Below are 22,783 nucleotides of genomic sequence, written 5' to 3' on the forward strand. Positions count from 1 at the left end.
GACGGTTCAGGCACCAACGACACCTCGACGCTGAACATCAGCGTCACGCCGGTCGACGACAGCTTCACCGACGCCAACGAAAACCACTCGACCCTGGAAGACACCGCCCTCACCGGCAGCGTCCTCGCCGACACCACCAGCGTCGACGGCCCGGTCAGCGTGGTGAACTTCACCATCGGTTCGACCACCTATACCGCCGGCAGCACTGCGACCATCGCCAACGTCGGCACCTTGATCATTGCTGCAACCGGCGCCTACACCTTCACGCCAGCCGTCAACTACAACGGCACCGTGCCGACCGTGACCTACACCGTCACCGACGGTTCAGGCACCAACGACACCTCGACGCTGAACATCAACGTCACGCCGGTCGATGACCCGAGCGTGCTGGCTGCCGATGTCACCTTTGTCCTTGAGGACAAGGTCGCGACCGGTAACGTACTGACCAACGACCGCGATGTGGATAACGCTCTCAGCGTTGCCAAGTTCACGGTGGGTGGCATCGAGTACACAGCAGGGGGCACGGCCACCATCGCCAACGTCGGCAGGCTGACGCTCGGTGCCAACGGTGAATACAGCTTTACCCCTGCCAGCAATTGGAGCGGCAAGGTTCCGACGGTGACCTACATCACCAGCACCGGTTCGACTGCGACGCTGGACATCAGTGTGACCGCCGTTGCCGATGCACCGATCGTGACCGCCACCACGACTCAGGTGGCCGAGAACAGCAGCATTGCGTTGGGTCTGAAGGTTACGTCCGTGGATACGGATGGCTCTGAAACCCAGACCATCACCTCGATCAGCGGCATCCCGGTCGGTGCGACGCTGACCGACGGCATCCATACCTTTACCGGCACGACCGGCAACGCTGTCGTCAACCTCAACGGATGGGATGTGAGCAAGCTGAGCTACACGCCGGCTCCGTATGCCACCGGCACCAACACGCTGACAGTTACGGCAGTCTCGACCGAAAGCACGGGTGATTCGGCCAGCAATACGACTCAAATTCCGATCACGATTAATCCTGCGGTCTATAACTCGGTCACTGGCACAGCAGGAGATGACAATTTCAGCGGCACCAACGGCAACGACATCATTGTTGCCGACATCGGTGGGCTGTCGGTCGTACCGGGCCAGAATTACAACATCGCGTTCATGGTCGACAGCTCGGGCAGTATGGGTGATGCCTCCATGGCGGCGGCGAAGAAATCCCTGGAAGCGGTGTTTAACTCGCTGATTGCCAGTGCAACGTCGAAAGACGGCAACCCGGGCGTCGTGAAAGTCTTCCTCGTGGACTTCGATTCGACGGTCAGGGAATCGGTTGCGGTCGACCTGTCGAAAAATGGCGCTCTGGATCAATTGAAGTCCATTCTCAAGAACATGGAATCGGGTGGCAACACCAACTACGAGGACGTGTTCAAAACCACCGCCAACTGGTTCAAAAGCGCCGATGCGATGAGCAACGCGAATGTGATCAACCTCACCTACTTCATTACCGACGGTGAGCCGACCGCTTACACCAGCAATGAACAGGTCAACCCGGTCCTCGTCGACTACCACGAAAAACAAAACAGCACCCCGGACGCGACGCTAGACGGGCTGTTGAAATTTGTTAACTACCAGCCAGGCAATGTGTTCACCACAAAGATCGAAGGTGTCGTTCGTACGTTGATCGATTCCGACGGCAATGTGTACAAATGGAGCCAAAACAACAAAGGCAAATGGTCATCGTCCTTGCTCGATGGGACAATTCATGCGCAAGGCGATGGCACCTACGAGCTGTCCTACAACAGTGGTTTTTCCTCTGTCAGTACCTCTGCCAGCCATGCGGCAGCGGCATTTGCGTTACTGGCCGCTGCCAATTCCACTGTTCAAGCCATCGGGCTGAACAACAGCGTCCACGAAAACCAACTGGCCCCGTACAACACCACCGCTGGCAAGCCGTTGGCCAACATCGACCCGTCAGATCTGGCCAACGCGATTCTTGGCCACAGCGCGGCCACACTGCCGGGCAATGACACCATCAGCGGCGGCGAAGGCAATGACCTGATTTTCGGCGACCTGGTGAGCTTCAATGGCGTAACCGGTGAGGGCTACACCGCGCTTCAGTCTTTCGTCGGCCTGCAAACCGGCGCCGAGACCAGCCAAGTCACCCCAAGCAACGTGCACCAGTACATCACCGAGCATTACAACGTGTTCGATGTGTCTGGCGCTCATGATGGCGGCGATACGCTGTTGGGTGGTGCCGGCAACGACATCATTTTTGGCCAGGGTGGCATCGACACTCTCGACGGCGGTACCGGCAATGACATTCTGCTCGGTGGTACCGGCGATGACGTTCTCCTGGGTGGAAAAGGCAATGACACCCTGATCGGCGGCCTGGGTGGCGACACCTTCGTCTGGAAAGCAGGCGATACCGGCAACGACGTGATCAAGGACTTCAACGCCGACCAAGGCGATCGCATCGACCTGCGCGATCTGTTGCAGGGTGAAACCGGCAGCACCATCGACAACTTCCTGAAGATCACGGACGCTGGCGTACTACAAGTCAGCAGCACAGGCCAGTTCAACTCGGGCAACGCAGCCGCCGCTACGCCGGACGTGACGATCAAACTGGAAGGCAACAACTGGTCATCCGCCAACCTGCACAACCTGATTGCCGGTAGCGACCCGACCATTAAGGTCGACCATAACAACAGCTGATGCACAAATAACGGCCGCCCCTTGTGGGGCGGCCGTCACGTTTGTGATCAAGGCCCGATGACGATTTCGTCGGCGCGCCTCATACTGGCGTGCAGTTGGCCTATGCTGCTGACAGCATGACGCTGGTTCATTCTGAGGGATGCTCAATGTTTTACGTGCAACGCGATGCGCAAGGCCAATTGGTTCGCGTGGAAGCCGCGGCTTATGCCGAGGCCACGGAAACGCTGTCGGCCGACCATCATGAAATCCAGGCCTGGTACGCCAACGAAACCGTTGAGCACAGCCTGAACCACCTCAAGCGAAGCGACTCGGAAATGATCCGGGTACTCGACGACTTGATTCAGGTGCTGACCCAGAAAGGTGTAATCCGCGTCACCGACCTGCCACCGGCGGCACAAGCCAAGCTCATGGACCGAACCCAGGCCCGTGAAGCGTTGGGAGGCTTGAGCCATTTGATTGATGAAGATGAGGGAGGGTTGATCTAACCCCCCCCGCCATCGTTGCCTGTACTGACGCCATCGCGGGTTTTTCCGCGATGAGTATCACTCGGTCTTGCTGACCGCCATCAAGCCTTGGGCTTGGTCTTCTTCGCTGCTAATACCCTGGCAAAACGTCGGATTTTTCCTCGATGTTTTGGGCGGTTTCATCACGCGAAAACGCTCTTCCTACACCCAGAAAACACAACCCGATAAACCTTGTTTAGCGGCCTTCATAGTTACTTCATGAAAGCCACAACACCTTGTGCCTTTGCCTACAGTTGCGCCAGAATCCGCCGGCTTGTGCGCCTTGGCGCAGCTCAGTAACTTGATCCCCGTCACTGCCTATCAGTGATCGGGTTTAGTAGCCCATGGGTTGTTAGCAAGGTGCATAGCGTTCTCGTCAGTCAGGCTCATAGGTCTGCACTTGATGGTGGCTGTGCGTAGGGCGCCTTCGGGTGCGCCGGTTTTGCTAACTCCCCCGGTCTACTAACCTGCGTACAGCTGCCACCCACTTCGTTTAGTAGCGAGGCGGTTGCGGCTCCATTCAGGGAGTTTGCAAACATGTTCAAGGTGACACCCAATCCGCCGGAAACAGATCCGGCATCGCCCTACGAACCCCTCGACGCCCACACGCTTCACGAAGCCGCCGAACGCGCCCTCGACCCTCACATTCCACCGGCAGAAAAGAAACCGCCCAAGCGCAACGGCCAACTCTTCAGCGTCTGCCCGGGCATCAACACTGAAGCACTCCTGGCCAACGCCTCAGAAGATTTGCTGTCCATCAGCGCCATCGCCGCCGGCCTCGCAGACGATGTGGATGGCTCACGCCGCTCCATTGCGTTGGCGGTCAGCCGCATGGCCGACGGGGTGCATTTGTTGATAGAGCAGGCACTGGATCATCTGAATGAACCCGAAATGGCCGCGATCATTGCCAGGCAACAAGGCCAGGCGGGCTGATCCGCTGAACCAGAAACAAAAAAATGGGCACCCAACCTGATTGGCGTGCCCATTTTTAATGCCGTCCCGCGATACGCGAGCGGTGGATATCACTTACGGATTAACGCTGTCTTTCAACGATTTACCTGGCTTGAACGCTACGGTGTTGCTGGCCTTGATTTTGACGGGTTCACCGGTTTGCGGGTTTTTGCCGGTGCGGGCACCGCGGTGGCGCTGCAGGAAGGTGCCGAAGCCCACCAGCGTTACGCTGTCTTTGCGGTGCAGGGCGCCGGTGATTTCTTCCAGCACGGCGTTGAGAACGCGGTTGGCTTGCTCTTTGGTGAGGTCTGCTTTTTCAGCAATGGCGGCGGCGAGATCTGGTTTACGCATATGAGTGAAGCCCCTTTGACGGTTTGTTGTTGTTATGTCCGTGCTGCTCTCTGCGGAGCAGCGCCCAAAGCGCCGCAGGTGCTCTACTCTGCGGCAGACGGGAGTGAGGATGGCACGCAGCGAGGCCCCGCGCCAGTATCGACGCGGCCATTGTTAGGGCAAAAGGGGGGTGATTCCGACAGAACGACCAGTATTTACGCCAACAGAGCCGGAAGCTCTTTGTTCAAGGCCAGTTTTTCCATCACGGCCGCGCCTGTCAGGGCATAACCGAGCAGTTTGCCCGAGGCATCGCGGCATAAAACCTTGATGTCGGCGCCCTGCCCTTCGACGGTCCAAATACCTTCTGCACCCCGTGGTGGCGGGGAAACCACCAACGGGCACACCGGGGTTTTCACGGTGATTGGCATCGGACCATAGGTCACGGCGGTCGGGTTGCCGGCGAGGGTCTGGGCCAGCGCCCGGGCACAGCTCATCAGGGGCATGACGTACAGCAGGTTCAGGCCGTCGACTTCGGCGCAGTCGCCCAAGGCGTAGATGTTGGCGTGGGAGGTTTGCAGGTGGCGGTTGACCATCACGCCGCGATTGACCTGTAAGCCCGCCGCTGCGGCCAGGTCGATGCGTGGGCGCAGGCCGATGGCCGAGACCACCACGTCGCACGGGATCACCTGGCCCTCGGACAGGTGCGCCTCCAGGCCGTCCGCCACTTTTTGCAGGCGATTGAGCACCGGGCCGAGGTGGAAACGTGCGCCAAGGCTTTCGAGGCCAGCCTGCACCGCGGCGGCGGCGGCCGGGTGCAGCAGGGTCGGCATGACTTGTTCGCACGGGGCAACCAGTTGCACTTCGTAGCCACCCGAGGTCAGGTCGTTGGCGAATTCGCAGCCGATCAGGCCGGCACCGAGCAGCAAGACACGGCGTTTGCCGGCCGCTGCGGCGCGAAAACGGGCGTAGTCCTCGAGGTCGTTGATCGGGAACACGCTATCGGCGGCGTCGCCTTCAATCGGAACGCGCACGGTTTCGGCGCCCCAGGCCAGGATCAGGTCGCGGTAGATCACCGCTTCTTCGCCGATCCACAGGCGCTTGTGGCCCGGGTCGATGCCGCTGATGCGCGTATGGGTGCGCACTTCGGCCTTCAGTTGCTCAGCCATGGCGCCGGGTTCGGCCATGCTCAGGCCGTCGGCGTCTTTGTTTTTGCCAAAACCGGTGGAGAGCATCGGTTTGGAGTAGGAGCGCCCGTCATCGGCGGTAATCAGCAGCAGCGGGGTTTCGCTATCGAGTTTGCGAAACTCGCGGGCCACGTTGTAGCCAGCGAGCCCGGTGCCAACGATTACGACAGGTGCGTTCATTCCTAACTCCCAATGTTTGATCAGTTGATTTCGATCATTTCGAAATCCATTTTGCCCACGCCGCAGTCCGGGCACAGCCAGTCTTCGGGCACGTCCTGCCACAAAGTGCCAGGCGCAATGCCGTCATCCGGCCAGCCGTCGGCTTCGTTGTAGATCAGGCCGCAGACGATACATTGCCACTTTTTCATTCAGGTACTTCCTCAGGTTTCAGGCGTTTTGCCGGCGCGAACGGTCGATGGTTGAAGCGCTGCCGTCCGGCTCAGGGCGTTTTGTACTGATCGAGCCCGGCAGATGCAAGCCTGTTCGGCGCAACGGCGGGCCGTTGAATCAATATCGGTGGCTGACATGGTAAGCTCGCCGCCTCATTTGCTGCCAATAATGACTCATTGTGCAACACACAGACTCCCCCTCCCCGGCCCCGCTCTGGCTCTCCCGCAGCCGATTGGCGCGCCTTCCCGACGCCCCCATTCTGGACTGGCTTTTCGACGAAGGCTCGCTGACCCGACGCCTTATTCACCTGTCGAATGATGCCTTCAGCGTCACACCGCTGTTCGAAGGCTGGCAGCCGCTGCGCACCGATGAATGCGCTGCGCTGGACCTGGCCGAAGGCAGTGAAGGCTGGGTGCGCGAGGTGTATTTGCGTGGTCATGGCGAAACGTGGGTGTTCGCCCGCAGCGTGGCATCACGCAGTGCCTTGCAAGGCGACGGCTTGCACATGGATGAACTGGGCAGCCGCTCGTTGGGCGAATTGCTGTTTTGCGACCGGGCGTTCCAGCGCCAGGCCATTGAGGTTTGCCATTACCCGCAAGCGTGGTTGCCGAGCGACGTGCGGGCACCTGAATTATGGGGCCGCCGTTCGCGTTTCGATCGGGGTGCGTTGAGCATCCTGGTGGCTGAAATTTTCCTGCCGACCCTGTGGAACGCCGCCGGCGTCCAACCGGAGAACCGTTGATGTACCAGAGCCTGCTCAAGTCCCTGAACCGCTTGAACCCACGGGCGTGGGATTTCATTCAGTTGACCCGCATGGACAAGCCGATCGGCATTTACCTGCTGCTGTGGCCGACGCTGTGGGCGTTGTGGATTGCCGGCAAGGGCTCGCCTTCATTGGCGAACATCGTGATTTTCGTCCTCGGCGTGGTGCTGACCCGCGCAGGCGGTTGCGTGATCAACGACTGGGCCGACCGCAAGGTCGATGGCCACGTGAAACGCACCGAGCAACGCCCGCTGGTGAGCGGCAAGATCAGCTCCAAAGAAGCGCTGGTGTTCTTTGCGCTGCTGATGGGCGTGAGTTTCCTGCTGGTGCTGTGCACCAACGCCGCCACGATCTGGCTGTCGCTGGGCGGGCTGGCGCTGGCGTTCAGTTACCCGTTCATGAAGCGCTACACCTATTACCCGCAAGTGGTGCTGGGCGCGGCGTTTTCCTGGGGCATGCCGATGGCGTTCACCGCAGAAACCGGTGAATTGCCAGCTGTCGCTTGGTTGCTGTGGATCGCCAACCTGATGTGGACGGTGGGTTACGACACGTATTACGCGATGACCGACCGCGATGACGACCTGAAGATCGGGGTGAAATCTACCGCGATTCTGTTTGGCGAGGCGGACCGCGTGATCATCCTGACCCTGCAAGGGTTGGCGCTGGGTTGCCTGTTGCTGGCGGGGTCGAAGTTCGACCTTGGCGGCTGGTTCCACCTCGGCTTGCTGACGGCGGCGGGCTGCTTTGCTTGGGAATTCTGGTACACCCGCGACAAGGACCGGATACGTTGCTTCAAGGCGTTTTTGCACAACCATTGGGCGGGGTTGGCGATTTTTGCCGGGATTGTGCTGGATTATGCGTTGCGGTGACCGTTGAAAGATCGCAGCCTTCGGCAGCGCCTGCGAAGGCTGCGATCATTTTGCGATTTACATATGTTCGCGGACGACGTGCCAGACGTCTTTCATCTTGTCGCCCGTCATGTCTCCGGGCGCTTTGTCCTTGACGAAGTAGTACAGCGGCTTGCCACCGTAAGCCCACTGCATCGTCCCGTCGTCACGGGTGATGACTGTCCATTTACCTTCAGGCTTGGCGCCCGCCTCGGCCTTCAGCGGCGGCCAGTTTTCTGCGCATTGCCCGGTGCACACCGACTTGCCACCCGTGTCCTTGTCGAAGGTGTACAAGGTCATGCCTTTATGGTCGGTCATCATGCCGTCTTTCATCATCGCCGGTTCGCCAGCAAAGGCCATCGAAGGCAACAGCAGCGCGGCCGCCAGTAGCAACGCTTTAAAGGAATGCGCGTGTTGTGTCATGGAAACCTTCCTTTGTGGTTGTCAGGATTCGGACTTAAAGCTTAGTTCAGGATCCAGCCAATCACCGGGCGGCTAAAATACTGTCACACGACTGCAATAATTCCGTTATCTAATGCGGCGCAAGACAGTTAAATGACAAGAGGATTAAGGCATGGTTGGCAGGAGCATTCTGATCGTCGATGACGAAGCGCCCATTCGCGAAATGATCGCCGTGGCGTTGGAAATGGCCGGCTATGACTGCCTGGAGGCAGAGAACTCACAGCAGGCCCATGCCATTATCGTCGACCGCAAACCGGACCTGATCCTGCTCGACTGGATGCTGCCCGGCACGTCTGGCATCGAGCTGGCGCGACGCCTCAAGCGTGATGAACTGACCGGGGACATCCCGATCATCATGCTCACCGCCAAGGGTGAAGAGGACAACAAGATCCAGGGCCTGGAAGTTGGCGCCGACGACTACATCACCAAACCGTTTTCCCCTCGCGAGCTGGTGGCACGCCTGAAGGCCGTGCTGCGCCGCGCCGGCCCGACCGATGGCGAGGCCCCGATTGAAGTCGGTGGCCTGCTGCTGGACCCGATCAGCCACCGCGTGACCATCGACGGCCGTCCTGCCGAGATGGGCCCGACCGAATACCGTCTGCTGCAATTCTTCATGACCCACCAGGAACGTGCCTACACCCGTGGCCAGTTGCTGGATCAGGTCTGGGGCGGCAACGTTTACGTTGAAGAGCGCACCGTCGACGTGCACATCCGCCGTCTGCGCAAAGCCCTCGGCGATGCTTACGAAAATCTGGTACAAACCGTGCGCGGCACTGGCTATCGGTTCTCGACCAAAGCCTGATCCGACCGCCAGACTCGCTGACAAGGACGCAAATTTTCCGTGAATCAAAACTGGCATGGCACCCTGATTCGCCACATGCTGCTACTGGTCACCGCCTGCCTGGTGATCGGCCTGATCACCGGCTACTACGGCTGGAGCCTTGCCGTTGGCCTGGGAATCTACCTGGCCTGGACCCTCAAACAGTTGCTGCGCCTGCACGAATGGCTGCGCCTGCACAAACCCGATGAAGCGCCACCCGACGGCTACGGCCTGTGGGGCGAGGTGTTCGACAGCATCTATCACCTGCAACGCCGCGACCAACGGGTGCGCGGGCGCCTGCAAGCGGTGATCGACCGAGTTCAGGAATCCACCGCTGCGCTGAAAGATGCGGTGATCATGCTCGACTCCGATGGCAACCTGGAGTGGTGGAACCGCGCCGCCGAAACCCTGCTGGGCCTCAAGACCCCGCAAGACAGCGGCCAACCGGTGACCAACCTGGTGCGCCATCCGCGCTTCAAGGAATACTTCGAGCAGGACAGCTACGCCGAACCGCTGGAAATCCCTTCGCCGACCAACGACCGCGTGCGTATCCAGCTGTACATCACTCGCTACGGCAACAACGAGCACCTGATGCTGGTACGCGACGTCACGCGCATTCATCAGCTGGAACAGATGCGCAAAGACTTCATCGCCAACGTCTCCCACGAGCTGCGCACGCCGCTGACGGTGATCTGCGGCTACCTGGAAACCCTGCTCGACAACGTCGAGGAAGTGAACCCGCGCTGGACCCGAGCCCTGCAGCAGATGCAGCAACAGGGCGGGCGCATGCAGACACTGCTCAACGATTTGCTGCTGCTGGCCAAACTGGAAGCCACCGATTACCCGTCGGACAACCAGCCCGTGCCCATCGACGGTTTGCTGCAATCGATCAAGAGTGATGCCCAACAGCTCTCGGGGCAGAAAAACCAGCGCATCACCCTGGAAGCCGATGCGACGATTCTGCTCAAGGGCAGCGAAGCCGAATTGCGTAGCGCGTTTTCCAACCTGGTGTTCAACGCGGTGAAGTACACCCCGGCCGAAGGCAATATCCGCATTCGCTGGTGGGGCGATGACCAGGGTGCACACCTGAGCGTGCAGGATTCCGGGATCGGTATCGACAGCAAACACCTGCCGCGCCTGACCGAACGCTTCTATCGCGTCGACTCCAGCCGCAACTCCAACACCGGCGGCACCGGCCTTGGGCTGGCAATCGTCAAGCACGTACTGCTGCGCCACCGCGCGCGGATGGAAATCAGCAGCGTGCCCGGTCACGGCAGCACCTTTACCTGCCATTTCGCACCGGCCCAGGTCACTCGATCCCGGCTTATCAGCACCACGGATTGATACCGGCCAGCACGCGCCACTAGGCAATCGACAAGTCAGCCGCTACATTGGCTGACTTGTGCCTGCCTTTCAGGCGCGATTTTTTCTTCCCTTTTGAATTACACGGAACCCGCAAAACTCCATCATGGACCCTTCCCCTGGTTTGACCCTCGCTACCATTTTCGCCGACTTCGGCATGATTCTTTTTGCTTTGATCCTGGTTTTGCTCAACGGATTCTTCGTTGCGGCGGAATTTGCCATGGTCAAACTGCGCTCGACCCGGGTCGAGGCCATCGCTGAACAGAACGGCTGGCGCGGGCACATCCTGCGCACCGTGCACAATCAGCTCGATGCCTACCTGTCGGCCTGTCAGCTGGGTATTACCCTGGCTTCCCTGGGCCTTGGCTGGGTCGGTGAGCCGGCCTTCGCGCACATTCTTGAGCCGTTGCTGAGCGCCGTCGGCGTCGAGTCGGCCGAGATCGTCAAGGGCGTGTCGTTCTTCACCGCGTTCTTCATCATTTCCTACCTGCACATTGTGGTCGGCGAGCTGGCCCCGAAATCCTGGGCCATCCGCAAACCCGAATTGCTGTCGCTGTGGACCGCCGTGCCGCTGTACCTGTTCTACTGGGCCATGTACCCGGCCATTTACCTGCTCAACGCCAGTGCCAACGCCATTCTGCGCATCGCCGGCCAGGGTGAGCCCGGCCCGCATCACGAGCACCACTACAGCCGTGAAGAACTGAAACTGATCCTGCACTCCAGCCGTGGCCAGGACCCGAGTGACCAAGGCATGCGCGTACTGGCTTCGGCAGTGGAAATGGGCGAGCTGGAAGTGGTCGACTGGGCCAACTCCCGCGAAGACCTGGTGACCCTGGAGTTCAACGCACCGCTCAAGGAAATTCTGGCGATGTTCCGTCGCCACAAGTTCAGCCGTTATCCGGTGTACGACAGCGAGCGCCAGGAGTTCGTCGGCCTGCTGCACATCAAGGACCTGCTGCTGGAACTGGCAGCCCTGGACCACATCCCGGAGTCGTTCAACCTGGCTGAACTGACCCGCCCGCTGGAGCGTGTGTCGCGGCACATGCCGCTGTCGCAATTGCTGGAACAGTTCCGCAAGGGTGGCTCGCACTTCGCCGTGGTCGAAGAGGCCGATGGCAACATCATCGGCTACCTGACCATGGAAGACGTGCTGGAAGTGCTGGTGGGCGACATTCAGGACGAACACCGCAAGGCCGAACGCGGCATTCTCGCCTATCAACCGGGCAAGCTGCTGGTACGGGGCGATACGCCGCTGTTCAAGGTTGAGCGCCTGCTGGGCATCGACCTCGACCACGTCGAAGCCGAAACCCTCGCCGGGCTGGTCTACGAAAGCCTGAAACGGGTTCCGGAAGAGGAAGAAGTGCTGGAAGTCGAAGGTTTGCGGATCATCATCAAGAAGATGAAAGGACCGAAGATCGTTCTGGCCAAGGTGTTGATGCTGGATTGACGTCTTTCGCGAACCTGTAGGAGCCGGCTTGCTGGCGATGGGTGCGCCGCGGTGTCATGTGATACCGCGTTATCGTTCATCGCCAGCAAGCCGGCTCCTACTGCCCAACGCAAAGTTGGGCAGTGCGCTCACCGGCTGGTTGAACTGGTACGGAATCGATACCAGCCCCAGCCCGGTATTGCGCTGCACCACAAAGTGCAAATGCGGCCCGGTGCTGTTGCCGGTGTTGCCCGACAGCGCCAAGGCACTGCCCACCGCCACCTGTTGCCCTTCTCGAACCTTTACCGAGCCTTTCTTCAAGTGCAGGTAAACCCCCATGGTCCCGTCTTCGTGCAACACCCGCACGAAATTGCCGGATGCATCGCTGCCGCGCCCGCGCTGTCTGTTCTCGGTTTTCACCACCACCCCGCCTCGGGCGGCAATGATCGGCGTGCCCTCAGGCATCGCAATGTCTATCGCATAACGGCTCTTGGGGCCGAAGTGGCTGTAGGGGCCATTGGCGCCCTGGCTTATCCGGAACGGCCCGCCACGCCAGGGCAATGGATACCGATAACCCACCATGGGCCCTGAGGGGTCGCCCAGGGAGTATTTGAACGTCGGGACATACGCGAGGGGCTTTCCAGCATTGGTCGCCGTGAGCTGCGCCAGACGAACACTGGAGCGTAGCGGTATCACCCGCCGAATCGTCCGCTTCGGCACCCCGCTGGCGTTCTTCACCCCGGCGAAACTCAATTCAACCTCTACCGGCGCATACAGGTCATTGCGCACGTACACACTGTGCACGCCGTTTTTCTTCGTGACGATGAGGCGTACCTGGCGCTCAAGGTGCTCCTCCATGCGATCGCGAAAAACGAACACGTGGGCGCCTTTGCTGGGGCGGTCACTGTAGGTGACCACGCCATAGACGTCTTTGGACTTGTAGATGGTCATCGCCACGGCCGAGGTGGCGACCATGAATAGGCCACATAAAAACAGCAGGCGCGTGAACATGGGCAAAGGCTCTGTCGAGTTAGGCCTGGAACTCAGCCTAGCAGCTGCAATGGACCCGGCTAGTCGGCAGATGTTTCAGAACGCGTGTTCAGCAGATGTGCGGTAGCCGTGATGGCCCCATCGCGAGCTCGCTCCACGCGGCGATCCGACAATGGGGCCTATCAGGCGACACACCTCAAGCGCCTGGAATGAAGTGTTTCTGCGCCGTGCCTCGGGCAATCAGGCGGGAGATGTAGTCGAGTTTCTGCGCATCCTGATCGACAAAGCGGAAGGTCAATTGCAGCCAGTCGCTGTCAGGTTTTGGCTCGTGGGCGACGACCGCGTGCAGGTAGCCGTTGAGACGGGCGACTTCAGCGTTGTCGCCTTGCTCGAGGTCCAGCACGGCGCTGTCGAGGATTTGCGGCAGGGTCTCGGTGCGCTTGACCAACAACAACGCCTCTTTGAGGCTCAAGGCTTTGATCACGCATTGCTGAATGCCATTGGGCAACCGCAGTTGACCCTGACCACGCCCTCCTCCGGCGGCGGCAGCCACCGGGGCCTTGACCGAAGGGCTGTTGAGCAAGCCACGGGCAGGCGCGGCGGCAGGTGCAGCAACCACGGCAGGCTTGCCACCGGTCAATGCGCTCAAGGAGTCGTTGGCAAAGGCCGGGCTCGTCTTGGTGGCGGCGATGTTGGTCAAGGCATCGAGTTTGCCGACCTTGTGCAGCGCCTGTTTGACCTTGGTCAGCAGCTGCTCGTTGGTGAACGGCTTGCTGACATAGCCGGAAACTCCGGCCTGAATTGCCTGGACGACGTTCTCTTTGTCGCCACGGCTGGTCACCATGACGAAGGGCATGGTTTTGAGGTTGTCTTGCTCGCGGCACCAGGTCAGCAGTTCAAGGCCGGACATTTCGGGCATTTCCCAGTCGCACAGGACCAGGTCGAATGCTTCCTTGGCCAGCATGGCTTGCGCCTTTTTGCCGTTGACCGCGTCTTCGATCCGCATGCCGGGGAAATAGTTGCGCAGGCACTTCTTCACCAGGTCACGAATGAACGAGGCATCGTCCACGACCAACACACTGACCTTACTCATCCAAAACCCCTTTAAAAAATCCCGGCCAGCATACCGCTTTGCTGATGGCACTTTGCCAAAAACCTTCAGTCACGCCGGACTTTTCGTTCGCGGGGTGCTGCTTTTCGAATTCGTGAGCCGCAAACGAAAACGCCCGGCCAAAAGGCCGGGCGCTTTACGTGGGCAACCTTACTTATCGTCAGATTTGCCCGGAACATTAGCGGTTTCGCCGCTGGTTCCTTCAACTTCTTCCTTCATGCGCTTGAGGCCCAGGTGTCGCACGTCGGTACCGCGCACCAGGTAAATCACCAGCTCCGAAATATTGCGCGCGTGGTCGCCGATGCGCTCCAGCGAACGCAGCACCCAGATAATGCTCAAGACTCGCGAGATAGAGCGCGGGTCTTCCATCATGTAGGTCGCCAGCTCACGCAGGGCTGTCTTGTACTCGCGGTCGATGATCTTGTCGTACTGCGCCACCGACAACGCCAGGTCGGCGTCGAAACGGGCGAACGCGTCCAATGCATCGCGAACCATGTTGCGCACCTGGTCGCCAATGTGGCGAACCTCGACGTAACCGCGTGGCGCTTCGCCTTCTTCGCACAACTGAATGGCGCGACGGGCAATCTTGGTCGCTTCGTCACCGATGCGCTCCAGGTCGATCACCGACTTGGAGATGCTGATGATCAGACGCAAGTCAGACGCGGCCGGCTGACGACGGGCCAGAATGCGCAGGCATTCTTCGTCGATGTTGCGTTCCATCTGGTTGATCTGGTCGTCGATCTCGCGCACCTGCTGGGCCAGGCCGGAATCGGCCTCGATCAGCGCGGTCACCGCGTCGTTGACCTGCTTCTCGACCAGCCCGCCCATGGCCAGGAGGTGGCTGCGCACTTCCTCCAGTTCGGCGTTGAACTGCGCGGAAATGTGGTGGGTAAGGCCTTCTTTACTAATCATCTTTTTCGCTCCGCGAAAGTTGCAAGCTTCAAGCTGCAAGCTTCAAGCAGTTATGTATAAATCCTGAAATCGCACCGCTTCTATCTTGCCGCTTGTAGCTTGTAGCTGGCGGCTGTTCGGCTAGCCGTATCGGCCCGTGATGTAGTCTTCGGTCTGCTTCTTCGCCGGATTGGTGAACAGGGTGTCGGTATCACCGAATTCCACCAGTTTGCCCATGTACATGAACGCCGTGTAGTCGGAAACCCGCGCGGCCTGCTGCATGTTGTGGGTCACGATGACGATGGTGAACTTGGATTTCAGCTCGTAGATCAGCTCTTCGACTTTCAGCGTGGAGATCGGGTCGAGTGCCGAGCACGGTTCGTCGAGCAGCAGCACTTCCGGCTCTACGGCGATGGTGCGGGCGATCACCAGACGTTGCTGTTGACCACCGGACAGGCCCAGTGCCGACTCGTGCAGACGGTCTTTGACTTCCTCCCAGAGTGCCGCGCCTTTCAACGCCCACTCAACGGCTTCATCAAGGACACGCTTTTTGTTGATGCCCTGGATACGCAGGCCGTAGACCACGTTCTCGTAGATGGTTTTCGGGAACGGGTTCGGCTTCTGGAACACCATGCCGACGCGACGGCGCAGCTCGGCCACGTCTTCGCCCTTGCGATAGATGTTGTTGCCGTACAGGTTGATCGCCCCGTCCACGCGGCAGCCATCGACCAGGTCGTTCATGCGGTTGAAGGTCCGCAGCAGCGTGGACTTGCCGCAGCCGGACGGGCCGATGAAGGCGGTCACGCGCTGTTTCGGGATGTTCATGCTGACGTCGAACAGCGCTTGTTTGTCACCGTAGAACAGGCTCAGGCCCGGCACTTCGATGGCTACGGTTTCCTGCTCGAGGTTCAGGCTCTGCTTGTCGCGACCCAGCGCCGACATGTTGATGCCGTGGGTATGTGTTTCGTGCTGCATGGGAGGCTCCCTGTGCTAACAAATTCGGTTCAGTAGACCGCGGGCCGTGCCCGCGGGTTACACAATTCTTTGTAGGAGCCGGCTTGCTGGCGATGCTGGCAACTCGGTCCAGCAGGCTCACCATGGTGATGCCTTCGCCAGCAAGCCGGCTCCTACAGGGTTGATCAGCTATCCAGCGCTTTGTACTTCTCGCGCAGGTGGTTCCGGATGTAGACCGCCGACAGGTTCAACGTCGCGATCACCAGCACCAGCAGCAGCGCCGTGGCGTAGACCAGCGGTCGTGCGGCTTCGACGTTCGGGCTCTGGAAACCGACGTCATAAATGTGGAAGCCCAAGTGCATGATCTTCTGGTCCAGGTGCAGGTACGGGTAGTTACCGTCCAGCGGCAACGACGGCGCCAGTTTCACCACACCCACCAGCATCAGCGGCGCCACTTCACCGGCGGCACGGGCCACGGCGAGGATCATGCCGGTCATCATGGCCGGGCTGGCCATCGGCAGCACGATCTTCCACAGGGTTTCAGCCTTGGTCGCGCCCAGGGCCAGCGAGCCCTCACGCACGGTGCGAGGAATCCGCGCCAGACCTTCTTCGGTCGCCACGATCACCACCGGCACCGCCAGCAGCGCCAGGGTCAACGAAGCCCAGAGCAGACCCGGTGTACCGAAAGTCGGTGCCGGCAATGCTTCAGGGAAGAACAGACGGTCGACCGAACCCCCCAGCACGTAAACGAAGAAGCCCAGACCGAACACGCCGTAAACGATGGCCGGAACACCCGCCAGGTTGTTCACCGCGATGCGGATAATGCGGGTCAACGCGTTCTGCTTGGCGTATTCACGCAGGTACACCGCCGCCAGCACGCCGAACGGGGTCACGATCATCGCCATGATCAGGGTCATCATCACGGTGCCGAAGATCGCCGGGAAAATCCCGCCTTCGGTGTTCGCTTCACGCGGGTCGTCGCTCAGGAATTCCCAGACCTTGCTGAAGTAGAAACCGATCTTGGTGAACGTGCCCATGGCGTTCGGCTGGTAGGCGTGAACCACTTTACCCAGGCCGATTTCGACTTCTTTACCGTTGGCGTCGCGGGCGGTCAGGCTGTCGCGGTTGAACTGCGCATGCAGATCGGCCAAGCGCGCTTCAACGTCCTGATAACGCGCATTCAGCTCGGCGCGCTCGGATTCCATGTCCGCTTGCGCGGCGGCATCGAGCTTGCCTTCCAGTTCCAGTTTGCGAGTGTGCAGGCGGATACGTTCGAGACCGGCGTTGATCGCGCCGATGTCGGTCTTTTCCAGCGACTTCAGTTGCGCAGCAAGCCCGTTCACGCGGTCGATCCGCGCTTGCAGCTCAGGCCACGATGCCTCGCCTTCGGCGATGACCTTGCCATCCTGTTTGACGTTGACCAGGTAGCCGTAGAAGTTGCCCCATTCACGACGCTCGATAGCCATCAGCTCAGGTGGCGTCTTCTGGTTGGTCAGCCATTCGCCGACGATCCAGGTGAAGTCGGTGCCGTTCAAGTCACGGTTGCCGACCTTGATCAGCTCGCGGGTCATGAACTCAGGGCCTTGGTCCGGCACTGGCAGGCCCGCGCTCTTGAGACGCGCACGTGGCACTTCTTCTTTCTGGACCACTTCACCGATGACCAGGTGATTAGCCTGGCCCGGTACGTCGTAGCTGGCGTGGATCAGGTCCGCCGGCCAGAAGTGACCCAGACCGCGCACGGCAATCACTGCCAGCAGGCCAATGGTCATGATGACCGCGATGGACACCGCGCCACCGCTGATCCAGACGCCGGGGGCGCCGCTCTTGAACCATCCTTTCAGGGAGTTCTGTTTCACAGACTTCTACCTTTGCTTAAAGCGACGAGTATTTCTTGCGCAGACGCTGACGAATCAGTTCTGCGAGGGTGTTCATGATGAAGGTGAACAACAGCAGCACCAGCGCCGAGAGGAACAGCACGCGGTAGTGGCTGCCGCCGACTTCCGATTCGGGCATTTCCACCGCAACGTTGGCGGCCAGGGTGCGCAGGCCTTCGAACAGGTTCATTTCCATGACCGGGGTGTTACCGGTGGCCATCAACACGATCATGGTTTCACCGACCGCACGGCCCATGCCGATCATCAGTGCCGAGAAGATGCCCGGGCTGGCGGTGAGGATCACCACGCGGGTCATCGTCTGCCACGGCGTCGCACCGAGGGCCAGAGAGCCCAGGGTCAGGCCACGTGGCACGCTGAACACGGCGTCTTCGGCGATGGAGTAGATGTTCGGGATAACCGCGAAGCCCATGGCCAGACCGACCACCAGTGCGTTGCGCTGGTCGTAGGTGATGCCCAGGTCGTGGGAAATCCACATGCGCATGTCGCCGCCGAAGAACCAGTTCTCCATGAACGGGCTCATGTACAGCGAGAGCCAGCCCACGAACAGGATCACCGGGATCAGCAAGGCGCTTTCCCAGCCATCAGGGACTTTCAGGCGAATCGACTCAGGCAGGCGGCTGAAGGCGAAGCCGGCAACCAGAATACCGATCGGCAGCAGCATCAGCAGGCTGAAGATGCCCGGCAAATGCCCTTCCACATACGGTGCGAGGAACAGGCCGGCGAAGAAGCCGAGGATCACCGTCGGCATCGCTTCCATCAGCTCGATCACCGGCTTGACCTTGCGGCGCATGCCCGGAGCCATGAAGTACGCGGTGTAGATCGCCGCCGCAACGGCCAGCGGAGCGGCCAGCAGCATCGCGTAGAACGCCGCTTTCAAGGTACCGAAGGTCAGCGGCGACAGGCTCAGTTTCGGTTCGAAGTCGGTGTTGGCGGCGGTCGATTGCCAGACGTACTTAGGCTCGTCGTAGTTCTCGTACCAGACCTTGCTCCACAACGCGCTCCACGAGACTTCCGGGTGCGGGTTGTCGAGCAGCAGCGGTTGAAGCTTGCCACCGGCTTCCACGATCAGGCGGTTGGCGCGAGGCGACAGACCGAAAACACCCTTGCCTTCAACAACCGGCTCCACCAGCAAAGTGCGGTGGGCGGTGCTGTGGAACACGCCGAGCTTGCCGGAGGCGTCGAGTGCAATGAAACCCTTGCGGCGCTCTTCGGCGGTAATTTCAACGATAGGCGTGGTGCCCATCTGGAAGGTACGGATCTGCTTCAGACGTTGTTCGCCATCGGGGTCACGCGCCATGAACCACTGGGCCAGACCGCCGTTGGAATCGCCAAGGATCAGCGAGATACCGCCCACCAGTTGAGTGCTGGCGGTGATTTCAGCGTCGGCGTTTTCCAGCAATTTGTAGCGCCCGTTGAGGCTCTTGTCGCGCAGGCTGAACACGTCGGCCTGGGCACGCCCGTTAATCACGTACAGCCACTGCTGACGCGGGTCGACGAAGATGTTCTTCACCGGCTCGGTCATTTGCGGCAGGTCGATGCGCTTCTGCTCGTTGGTGACTTCGCCGGTCATCATGTTTTCTTCGCTGGTCAGCGACAGAACATTGAGTTGCGAACCGGTGGAGCCGACCAGCATCAGGGTCGAATCGTTGGCGTTGAGGCTGACGTTCTCAAGGGCACCGCCGGCTTCGTTCAGCGCGATTGGCGCTTCGCCATACGGATACTCGATGGCCGGCGAGATGGTTTTCTTGCCGTCCGGGTAGCTGACTTTGTAAGTGTGGCGGAACACCAGTGCCTGGCCGTTGGACAAGCCCACGGCTACCAACGGTTGCCCTGGCTGGTCTTTACCGATGGAGGTTACGGTGGTACCGGCCGGAACAGGCAGATCGACGCGCTTGAGTTCGGCGCCACTGTCGATATCGAAGAACAATGCCTGGCCCTTGTCGGAAACCCGCATGGCCACCTGGTTCTGCTCTTCCAGGGAGAACATCAACGGCTTGCCGGCGTCTTGCATCCAGGCTGGCGTGATGGCGTCCTTGGACGTCAGGCTGGCACCCTGGAACAGGGGCGCAACGACGTAGGCAAGGAAGAAGAAAATCAGGGTGATCGCGCCGAGAACAGCGAGGCCGCCCACGAGGACGTACCAGCGAGTCAGCCGATCTTTGAGCGCGCGGATGCGGCGCTTGCGTTGCAACTCAGGCGTATTGAAATCAATCCGCTTGGGGGGATTAGTAGTCATGTTGGAATTGGCCAGATCATTCATTCGCACACCCTAGCGATCCTGTATGACAGAAAGATGACAGTGCAGTGACGCGACAAATCCGCCGCTGGGGGTAGCCAGCAGCGGATAGAGAAATTTGGGGGTGTAGGAGCCGGCTTGCTGGCGAAAATGGTACATCCGACACATTTTCTGCGGATGGATGACCATCGCCAGCAAGCCGGCTCCTACAGAGTCCGGGACTAGCCCGGACTCAGGGTTTTACTTTTTTGCGACTTCAGGGCCGCCTTCTTTCAGACCCAGGTCAGCCAGTGCTTTTGCAGCAACCTTGGCCGGCAGTGGGATGTAGCCGTCTTTCACCACAACTTCCTGACCCTGCTTGGACAGAATCAGTTTCACGAACTCGGCTTCCAGCGGGGCCAGAGGCTTGTTCGGGGCTTTGTTGACGTAGACGTACAGGAAGCGCGACAGAGGATACTTGCCGTTCAGGGCGTTTTCTTCGGTGTCTTCGACGAAGTCCTGGCTGCCTTTCTTGGCCAGAGGCACGGTCTTCACGCTAGCGGTCTTGTAGCCGATGCCCGAGTAACCGATGCCGTTCAGCGAGGAGCTGATCGACTGCACGACCGAAGCCGAACCTGGTTGTTCGTTCACGTTTGGCTTGTAGTCGCCTTTGCACAGGGCTTCTTCTTTGAAGTAGCCGTAAGTGCCGGATACCGAGTTACGACCGAACAGTTGAACCGGCTTGTTGGCCAGGTCGCCGGTCACGCCCAGGTCACCCCAGGTTTTCACGTCGGCTTTAGCGCCGCACAGACGAGTGGACGAGAAGACCGCGTCGACTTGTTCCATGGTCAGGTGCTGGATCGGGTTGTCCTTGTGAACGAAAACAGCCAGGGCGTCCACGGCAACCGGGATAGCGGTTGGCTTGTAGCCGTACTTCTGCTCGAAGGCAGCCAGTTCGGTGTCCTTCATCTTGCGGCTCATCGGGCCCAGGTTGGAGGTGCCTTCAGTCAGCGCAGGTGGCGCAGTGGCGGAGCCAGCGGCCTGAATCTGGATGTTTACGTTCGGGTATTCTTTTTTGTAGTTCTCAGCCCAGAGGGTCATGAGGTTGGCCAGAGTATCGGAACCAACGCTGGACAGGTTGCCCGACACACCAGTGGTCTTGGTGTAGCTCGGGATAGCAGGGTCAACAGCGGCAACCGCGTTGGCAGTCGCAACGCCAGCAGCGACAAAAGTCATTGCCGCCATCAAACGCTTCAGTTTCATGCCTTACTCCTAGCAGATAGGGTGTGTTAAGTCGGGGCCAAGTATCAGCAGGCCGTGTGAACACTCTATGGCTGAAATATGACAATTGGATGAAAGGCCAGCATTCGGTTATTTGCAGGATGATTCGCGCCGCCCTCAATCGCCAGCAGGCTGGCTCCCACACTTGGCATGCATTTCAACTGTGGGAGCCAGCCTGCTGGCGATTGGGCCGGTACAGACAATGAAAAAGTCGAAATCAGCGACCCTTCTTCCAGAGATACGCACCCACCACAATCCCGACCCCGCACAGCACCGCCACATAATAAGCGGGGCCCATTGCACTCTCCTTGAGCAGCAAGCTGACAACCATCGGCGTCAGGCCGCCGAAAATCGCGTAGGCCACGTTGTAGGAGAACGACAGACCGCTGAAGCGCACCACCGGCGGAAACGCTTTGACCATCACGTACGGCACCGCGCCGATGGTGCCGACCAGCAGACCGGTCAGGGCGTACATCGGGAACAGCCAGTCGGGATGGTCGGCCAGGCTGTGGTAGAAGGTCCAGGAACTGGCCAGCAACGCCGCACAGCCAAAGACGAAGACGCGTCCCGCACCGAAGCGATCGGCCAGTGCGCCGGCAACGATGCAGCCAAAACTCAGGAACACGATCGCCACGCTATTCGCCTGCAGGGACGTGGTGGGCGAGAAGTGATAGACCGTTTGCAGAACGGTCGGGGTCATCAGGATCAACACCACGATAGCGGCAGACAACAACCAGGTCAGCAGCATCGAAATCGCGATGGCGCCACGATGGTCACGCAGCACCGCACGCAGCGGCACTTCTTCGGCCAGGGCCTTGCGCAGTTGCAACTCGGCGAACACCGGGGTTTCGTGCAGCCAGCGACGCAGGTACACCGAGAACAGGCCGAACACGCCGCCCAGCAGGAACGGGATCCGCCAGGCGTAATCCGCCACTTCCACCGGGGTATAAATGCTGTTGATTGCGGTAGCGACCAGAGAACCCAGCAAGATCCCCGCCGTCAGGCCGCTGGTCAGGGTGCCGCAGGCGTAACCGATGTGACGCTGCGGCACGTGTTCGGAAACAAAGACCCACGCCCCCGGCACTTCACCACCAATCGCCGCGCCCTGAATCACCCGCATCAACAGCAACAGGATCGGTGCCCACAGGCCAATCTGCGCATAGGTCGGCAACAGGCCCATGATCAGGGTCGGCACCGCCATCATGAAAATGCTCAAGGTGAACATCTTCTTGCGACCCAGCAGGTCGCCAAAGTGCGCCATCACAATGCCGCCCAGCGGCCGCGCCAGGTAACCGGCAGCGAAGATGCCGAACGTCTGCATCAGGCGCATCCACTCGGGCATGTCCGGCGGGAAGAACAGCTTGCCCACCACGGTGGCAAAAAACACGAAGATGATGAAGTCGTAGAACTCAAGCGCACCGCCCAGAGCGGACAGCGACAGCGTCTTGTAGTCGTTGCCGGTCAATGGACGTGCGGGTTGCTCGGGTTGCGCGATGCTCGAGGGCGCTGGGGTCATGGCAAGGGCTTCTCTTATAGTCGGATTTGCAACCTCAACAACGCTGGTAGAGGCTTGGGCAGGTCGGGCACGATAGCAAATTGTTCGAAAAAGCACATAGAGGTGCGTTTTTGACGGTCAAAATGAGAACCGGACGGTCGTCTCGGAGT

20 protein-coding genes are annotated in these 22,783 nt (G+C 59.9%); 8 read left to right on the forward strand and 12 right to left on the reverse strand.

Annotation, left to right across the window (positions count from 1 at the left end; all coding sequences use genetic code 11):
* The 3 genes from QYH43_RS11985 to QYH43_RS11995 all read left to right on the forward strand — a co-directional run.
* Nucleotides 1-2,703 (forward strand): Ig-like domain-containing protein (locus QYH43_RS11985; RefSeq protein WP_301157111.1); only part of this gene is annotated, 2,703 nt, incomplete at its 5' end.
* 146 nt (nt 2,704-2,849) lie between these two features.
* Nucleotides 2,850-3,188, forward strand: coding sequence for a tryptophan synthase subunit beta (locus QYH43_RS11990; RefSeq protein ID WP_095057846.1), 339 nt, complete (start codon nt 2,850-2,852; stop codon nt 3,186-3,188).
* Nucleotides 3,189-3,743: 555 nt separating this feature from the next.
* Nucleotides 3,744-4,139: a DUF6124 family protein gene (locus QYH43_RS11995; RefSeq protein WP_301157112.1), complete on the forward strand. Its 396-nt coding sequence runs from the start codon at nt 3,744-3,746 to the stop codon at nt 4,137-4,139.
* Between the two features lie 93 nt (nt 4,140-4,232).
* Here the strand turns inward: QYH43_RS11995 and QYH43_RS12000 are convergent, their stop codons facing one another.
* The 3 genes from QYH43_RS12000 to QYH43_RS12010 all read right to left on the reverse strand — a co-directional run bounded on the left by QYH43_RS12000 (nt 4,233) and on the right by QYH43_RS12010 (nt 6,039).
* On the reverse strand, nt 4,233-4,508 hold the full coding sequence (locus QYH43_RS12000) for an HU family DNA-binding protein (protein WP_003195589.1): 276 nt from the start codon (nt 4,506-4,508) through the stop codon (nt 4,233-4,235).
* Between the two features lie 194 nt (nt 4,509-4,702).
* The gene (locus tag QYH43_RS12005; protein ID WP_301157113.1) at nt 4,703-5,851 is read right to left on the reverse strand and encodes an FAD-dependent oxidoreductase; all 1,149 of its coding nucleotides are present in this window, start codon (nt 5,849-5,851) and stop codon (nt 4,703-4,705) included.
* 20 nt (nt 5,852-5,871) lie between these two features.
* Nucleotides 5,872-6,039: a rubredoxin gene (locus QYH43_RS12010; protein WP_003437744.1), complete on the reverse strand. Its 168-nt coding sequence runs from the start codon at nt 6,037-6,039 to the stop codon at nt 5,872-5,874.
* A 200-nt stretch (nt 6,040-6,239) separates the two neighbouring features.
* Between QYH43_RS12010 and QYH43_RS12015 the strand changes: the two genes are divergently transcribed.
* Both QYH43_RS12015 and ubiA read left to right on the forward strand, forming a co-directional pair.
* Nucleotides 6,240-6,803 (forward strand): chorismate lyase, encoded by a 564-nt coding sequence (locus QYH43_RS12015; RefSeq protein ID WP_095057849.1) that lies wholly within the window; start codon nt 6,240-6,242, stop codon nt 6,801-6,803.
* A complete protein-coding gene (gene ubiA, locus QYH43_RS12020) occupies nt 6,803-7,693 on the forward strand; it encodes a 4-hydroxybenzoate octaprenyltransferase (RefSeq protein ID WP_095057850.1) in 891 nt (296 codons plus the stop codon). Before QYH43_RS12015 ends, ubiA begins: the two co-directional genes overlap by 1 nt.
* Before the next feature lie 57 nt (nt 7,694-7,750).
* Here ubiA and QYH43_RS12025 read toward each other — a convergent pair whose 3' ends face one another.
* Nucleotides 7,751-8,134 (reverse strand): hypothetical protein, encoded by a 384-nt coding sequence (locus QYH43_RS12025; RefSeq protein ID WP_095057851.1) that lies wholly within the window; start codon nt 8,132-8,134, stop codon nt 7,751-7,753.
* A 151-nt stretch (nt 8,135-8,285) separates the two neighbouring features.
* On the opposite strand from QYH43_RS12025, the gene phoB reads away from it, so the two are divergent.
* The 3 genes from phoB (at nt 8,286) to QYH43_RS12040 (ending at nt 11,802) form a co-directional block, all read left to right on the forward strand.
* Entirely contained in the window at nt 8,286-8,975 is a 690-nt protein-coding gene (phoB, locus tag QYH43_RS12030; protein WP_003229608.1) for a phosphate regulon transcriptional regulator PhoB, read from the forward strand.
* A 75-nt stretch (nt 8,976-9,050) separates the two neighbouring features.
* Nucleotides 9,051-10,337: a phosphate regulon sensor histidine kinase PhoR gene (gene phoR, locus QYH43_RS12035; RefSeq protein ID WP_256580321.1), complete on the forward strand. Its 1,287-nt coding sequence runs from the start codon at nt 9,051-9,053 to the stop codon at nt 10,335-10,337.
* Between the two features lie 124 nt (nt 10,338-10,461).
* Nucleotides 10,462-11,802 carry a hemolysin family protein gene (locus QYH43_RS12040; RefSeq protein ID WP_095057853.1) on the forward strand — a complete coding sequence of 447 codons (1,341 nt, stop codon included), beginning with the start codon at nt 10,462-10,464 and terminating at the stop codon, nt 11,800-11,802.
* Nucleotides 11,803-11,871: 69 nt separating this feature from the next.
* Here QYH43_RS12040 and QYH43_RS12045 read toward each other — a convergent pair whose 3' ends face one another.
* The 8 genes from QYH43_RS12045 to QYH43_RS12080 all read right to left on the reverse strand — a co-directional run bounded on the left by QYH43_RS12045 (nt 11,872) and on the right by QYH43_RS12080 (nt 22,634).
* Complete coding sequence (locus QYH43_RS12045) at nt 11,872-12,792, reverse strand: peptidoglycan DD-metalloendopeptidase family protein (protein WP_301157114.1); 921 nt, start codon at nt 12,790-12,792, stop codon at nt 11,872-11,874.
* A 175-nt stretch (nt 12,793-12,967) separates the two neighbouring features.
* A complete protein-coding gene (locus tag QYH43_RS12050) occupies nt 12,968-13,864 on the reverse strand; it encodes a response regulator (protein ID WP_301157115.1) in 897 nt (298 codons plus the stop codon).
* A 168-nt stretch (nt 13,865-14,032) separates the two neighbouring features.
* Complete coding sequence (gene phoU / locus QYH43_RS12055) at nt 14,033-14,794, reverse strand: phosphate signaling complex protein PhoU (RefSeq protein ID WP_008064514.1); 762 nt, start codon at nt 14,792-14,794, stop codon at nt 14,033-14,035.
* Between the two features lie 120 nt (nt 14,795-14,914).
* A complete protein-coding gene (pstB, locus tag QYH43_RS12060) occupies nt 14,915-15,748 on the reverse strand; it encodes a phosphate ABC transporter ATP-binding protein PstB (protein WP_095057856.1) in 834 nt (277 codons plus the stop codon).
* A gap of 164 nt (nt 15,749-15,912) precedes the next feature.
* Nucleotides 15,913-17,583 (reverse strand): phosphate ABC transporter permease PstA, encoded by a 1,671-nt coding sequence (gene pstA, locus QYH43_RS12065; RefSeq protein WP_095057857.1) that lies wholly within the window; start codon nt 17,581-17,583, stop codon nt 15,913-15,915.
* 16 nt (nt 17,584-17,599) lie between these two features.
* Nucleotides 17,600-19,633, reverse strand: coding sequence for an ABC transporter permease subunit (locus tag QYH43_RS12070; RefSeq protein WP_177408800.1), 2,034 nt, complete (start codon nt 19,631-19,633; stop codon nt 17,600-17,602).
* 465 nt (nt 19,634-20,098) lie between these two features.
* Nucleotides 20,099-21,100, reverse strand: a complete 1,002-nt coding sequence (locus QYH43_RS12075; protein WP_095057859.1) for a phosphate ABC transporter substrate-binding protein PstS family protein — start codon at nt 21,098-21,100, stop codon at nt 20,099-20,101.
* Nucleotides 21,101-21,335: 235 nt separating this feature from the next.
* On the reverse strand, nt 21,336-22,634 hold the full coding sequence (locus tag QYH43_RS12080) for an MFS transporter (RefSeq protein WP_095057860.1): 1,299 nt from the start codon (nt 22,632-22,634) through the stop codon (nt 21,336-21,338).
* Nucleotides 22,635-22,783 lie beyond the last annotated feature (149 nt).

Origin of the sequence: Pseudomonas sp. C32 (genome assembly GCF_030417915.1) — a bacterium.
In the GTDB taxonomy this organism is placed as follows: domain Bacteria; phylum Pseudomonadota; class Gammaproteobacteria; order Pseudomonadales; family Pseudomonadaceae; genus Aquipseudomonas.

What these genes read in the sequence shown, in the direction of transcription:
- QYH43_RS11990 (WP_095057846.1), top strand. Translation starts at nt 2,850, where the DNA reads ATGTTTTACGTGCAACGCGATGCGCAAGGCCAATTGGTTCGCGTGGAA.
- QYH43_RS11995 (WP_301157112.1), top strand. Translation starts at nt 3,744, where the DNA reads ATGTTCAAGGTGACACCCAATCCGCCGGAAACAGATCCGGCATCGCCC.
- QYH43_RS12000 (WP_003195589.1), bottom strand. Translation starts at nt 4,508, where the DNA reads ATGCGTAAACCAGATCTCGCCGCCGCCATTGCTGAAAAAGCAGACCTC.
- QYH43_RS12005 (WP_301157113.1), bottom strand. Translation starts at nt 5,851, where the DNA reads ATGAACGCACCTGTCGTAATCGTTGGCACCGGGCTCGCTGGCTACAAC.
- QYH43_RS12010 (WP_003437744.1), bottom strand. Translation starts at nt 6,039, where the DNA reads ATGAAAAAGTGGCAATGTATCGTCTGCGGCCTGATCTACAACGAAGCC.
- ubiA (WP_095057850.1), top strand. Translation starts at nt 6,803, where the DNA reads ATGTACCAGAGCCTGCTCAAGTCCCTGAACCGCTTGAACCCACGGGCG.
- QYH43_RS12025 (WP_095057851.1), bottom strand. Translation starts at nt 8,134, where the DNA reads ATGACACAACACGCGCATTCCTTTAAAGCGTTGCTACTGGCGGCCGCG.
- phoB (WP_003229608.1), top strand. Translation starts at nt 8,286, where the DNA reads ATGGTTGGCAGGAGCATTCTGATCGTCGATGACGAAGCGCCCATTCGC.
- phoR (WP_256580321.1), top strand. Translation starts at nt 9,051, where the DNA reads ATGCTGCTACTGGTCACCGCCTGCCTGGTGATCGGCCTGATCACCGGC.
- QYH43_RS12040 (WP_095057853.1), top strand. Translation starts at nt 10,462, where the DNA reads ATGGACCCTTCCCCTGGTTTGACCCTCGCTACCATTTTCGCCGACTTC.
- QYH43_RS12045 (WP_301157114.1), bottom strand. Translation starts at nt 12,792, where the DNA reads ATGTTCACGCGCCTGCTGTTTTTATGTGGCCTATTCATGGTCGCCACC.
- QYH43_RS12050 (WP_301157115.1), bottom strand. Translation starts at nt 13,864, where the DNA reads ATGAGTAAGGTCAGTGTGTTGGTCGTGGACGATGCCTCGTTCATTCGT.
- phoU (WP_008064514.1), bottom strand. Translation starts at nt 14,794, where the DNA reads ATGATTAGTAAAGAAGGCCTTACCCACCACATTTCCGCGCAGTTCAAC.
- pstB (WP_095057856.1), bottom strand. Translation starts at nt 15,748, where the DNA reads ATGCAGCACGAAACACATACCCACGGCATCAACATGTCGGCGCTGGGT.
- QYH43_RS12070 (WP_177408800.1), bottom strand. Translation starts at nt 19,633, where the DNA reads ATGCAAGACGCCGGCAAGCCGTTGATGTTCTCCCTGGAAGAGCAGAAC.
- QYH43_RS12075 (WP_095057859.1), bottom strand. Translation starts at nt 21,100, where the DNA reads ATGAAACTGAAGCGTTTGATGGCGGCAATGACTTTTGTCGCTGCTGGC.
- QYH43_RS12080 (WP_095057860.1), bottom strand. Translation starts at nt 22,634, where the DNA reads ATGACCCCAGCGCCCTCGAGCATCGCGCAACCCGAGCAACCCGCACGT.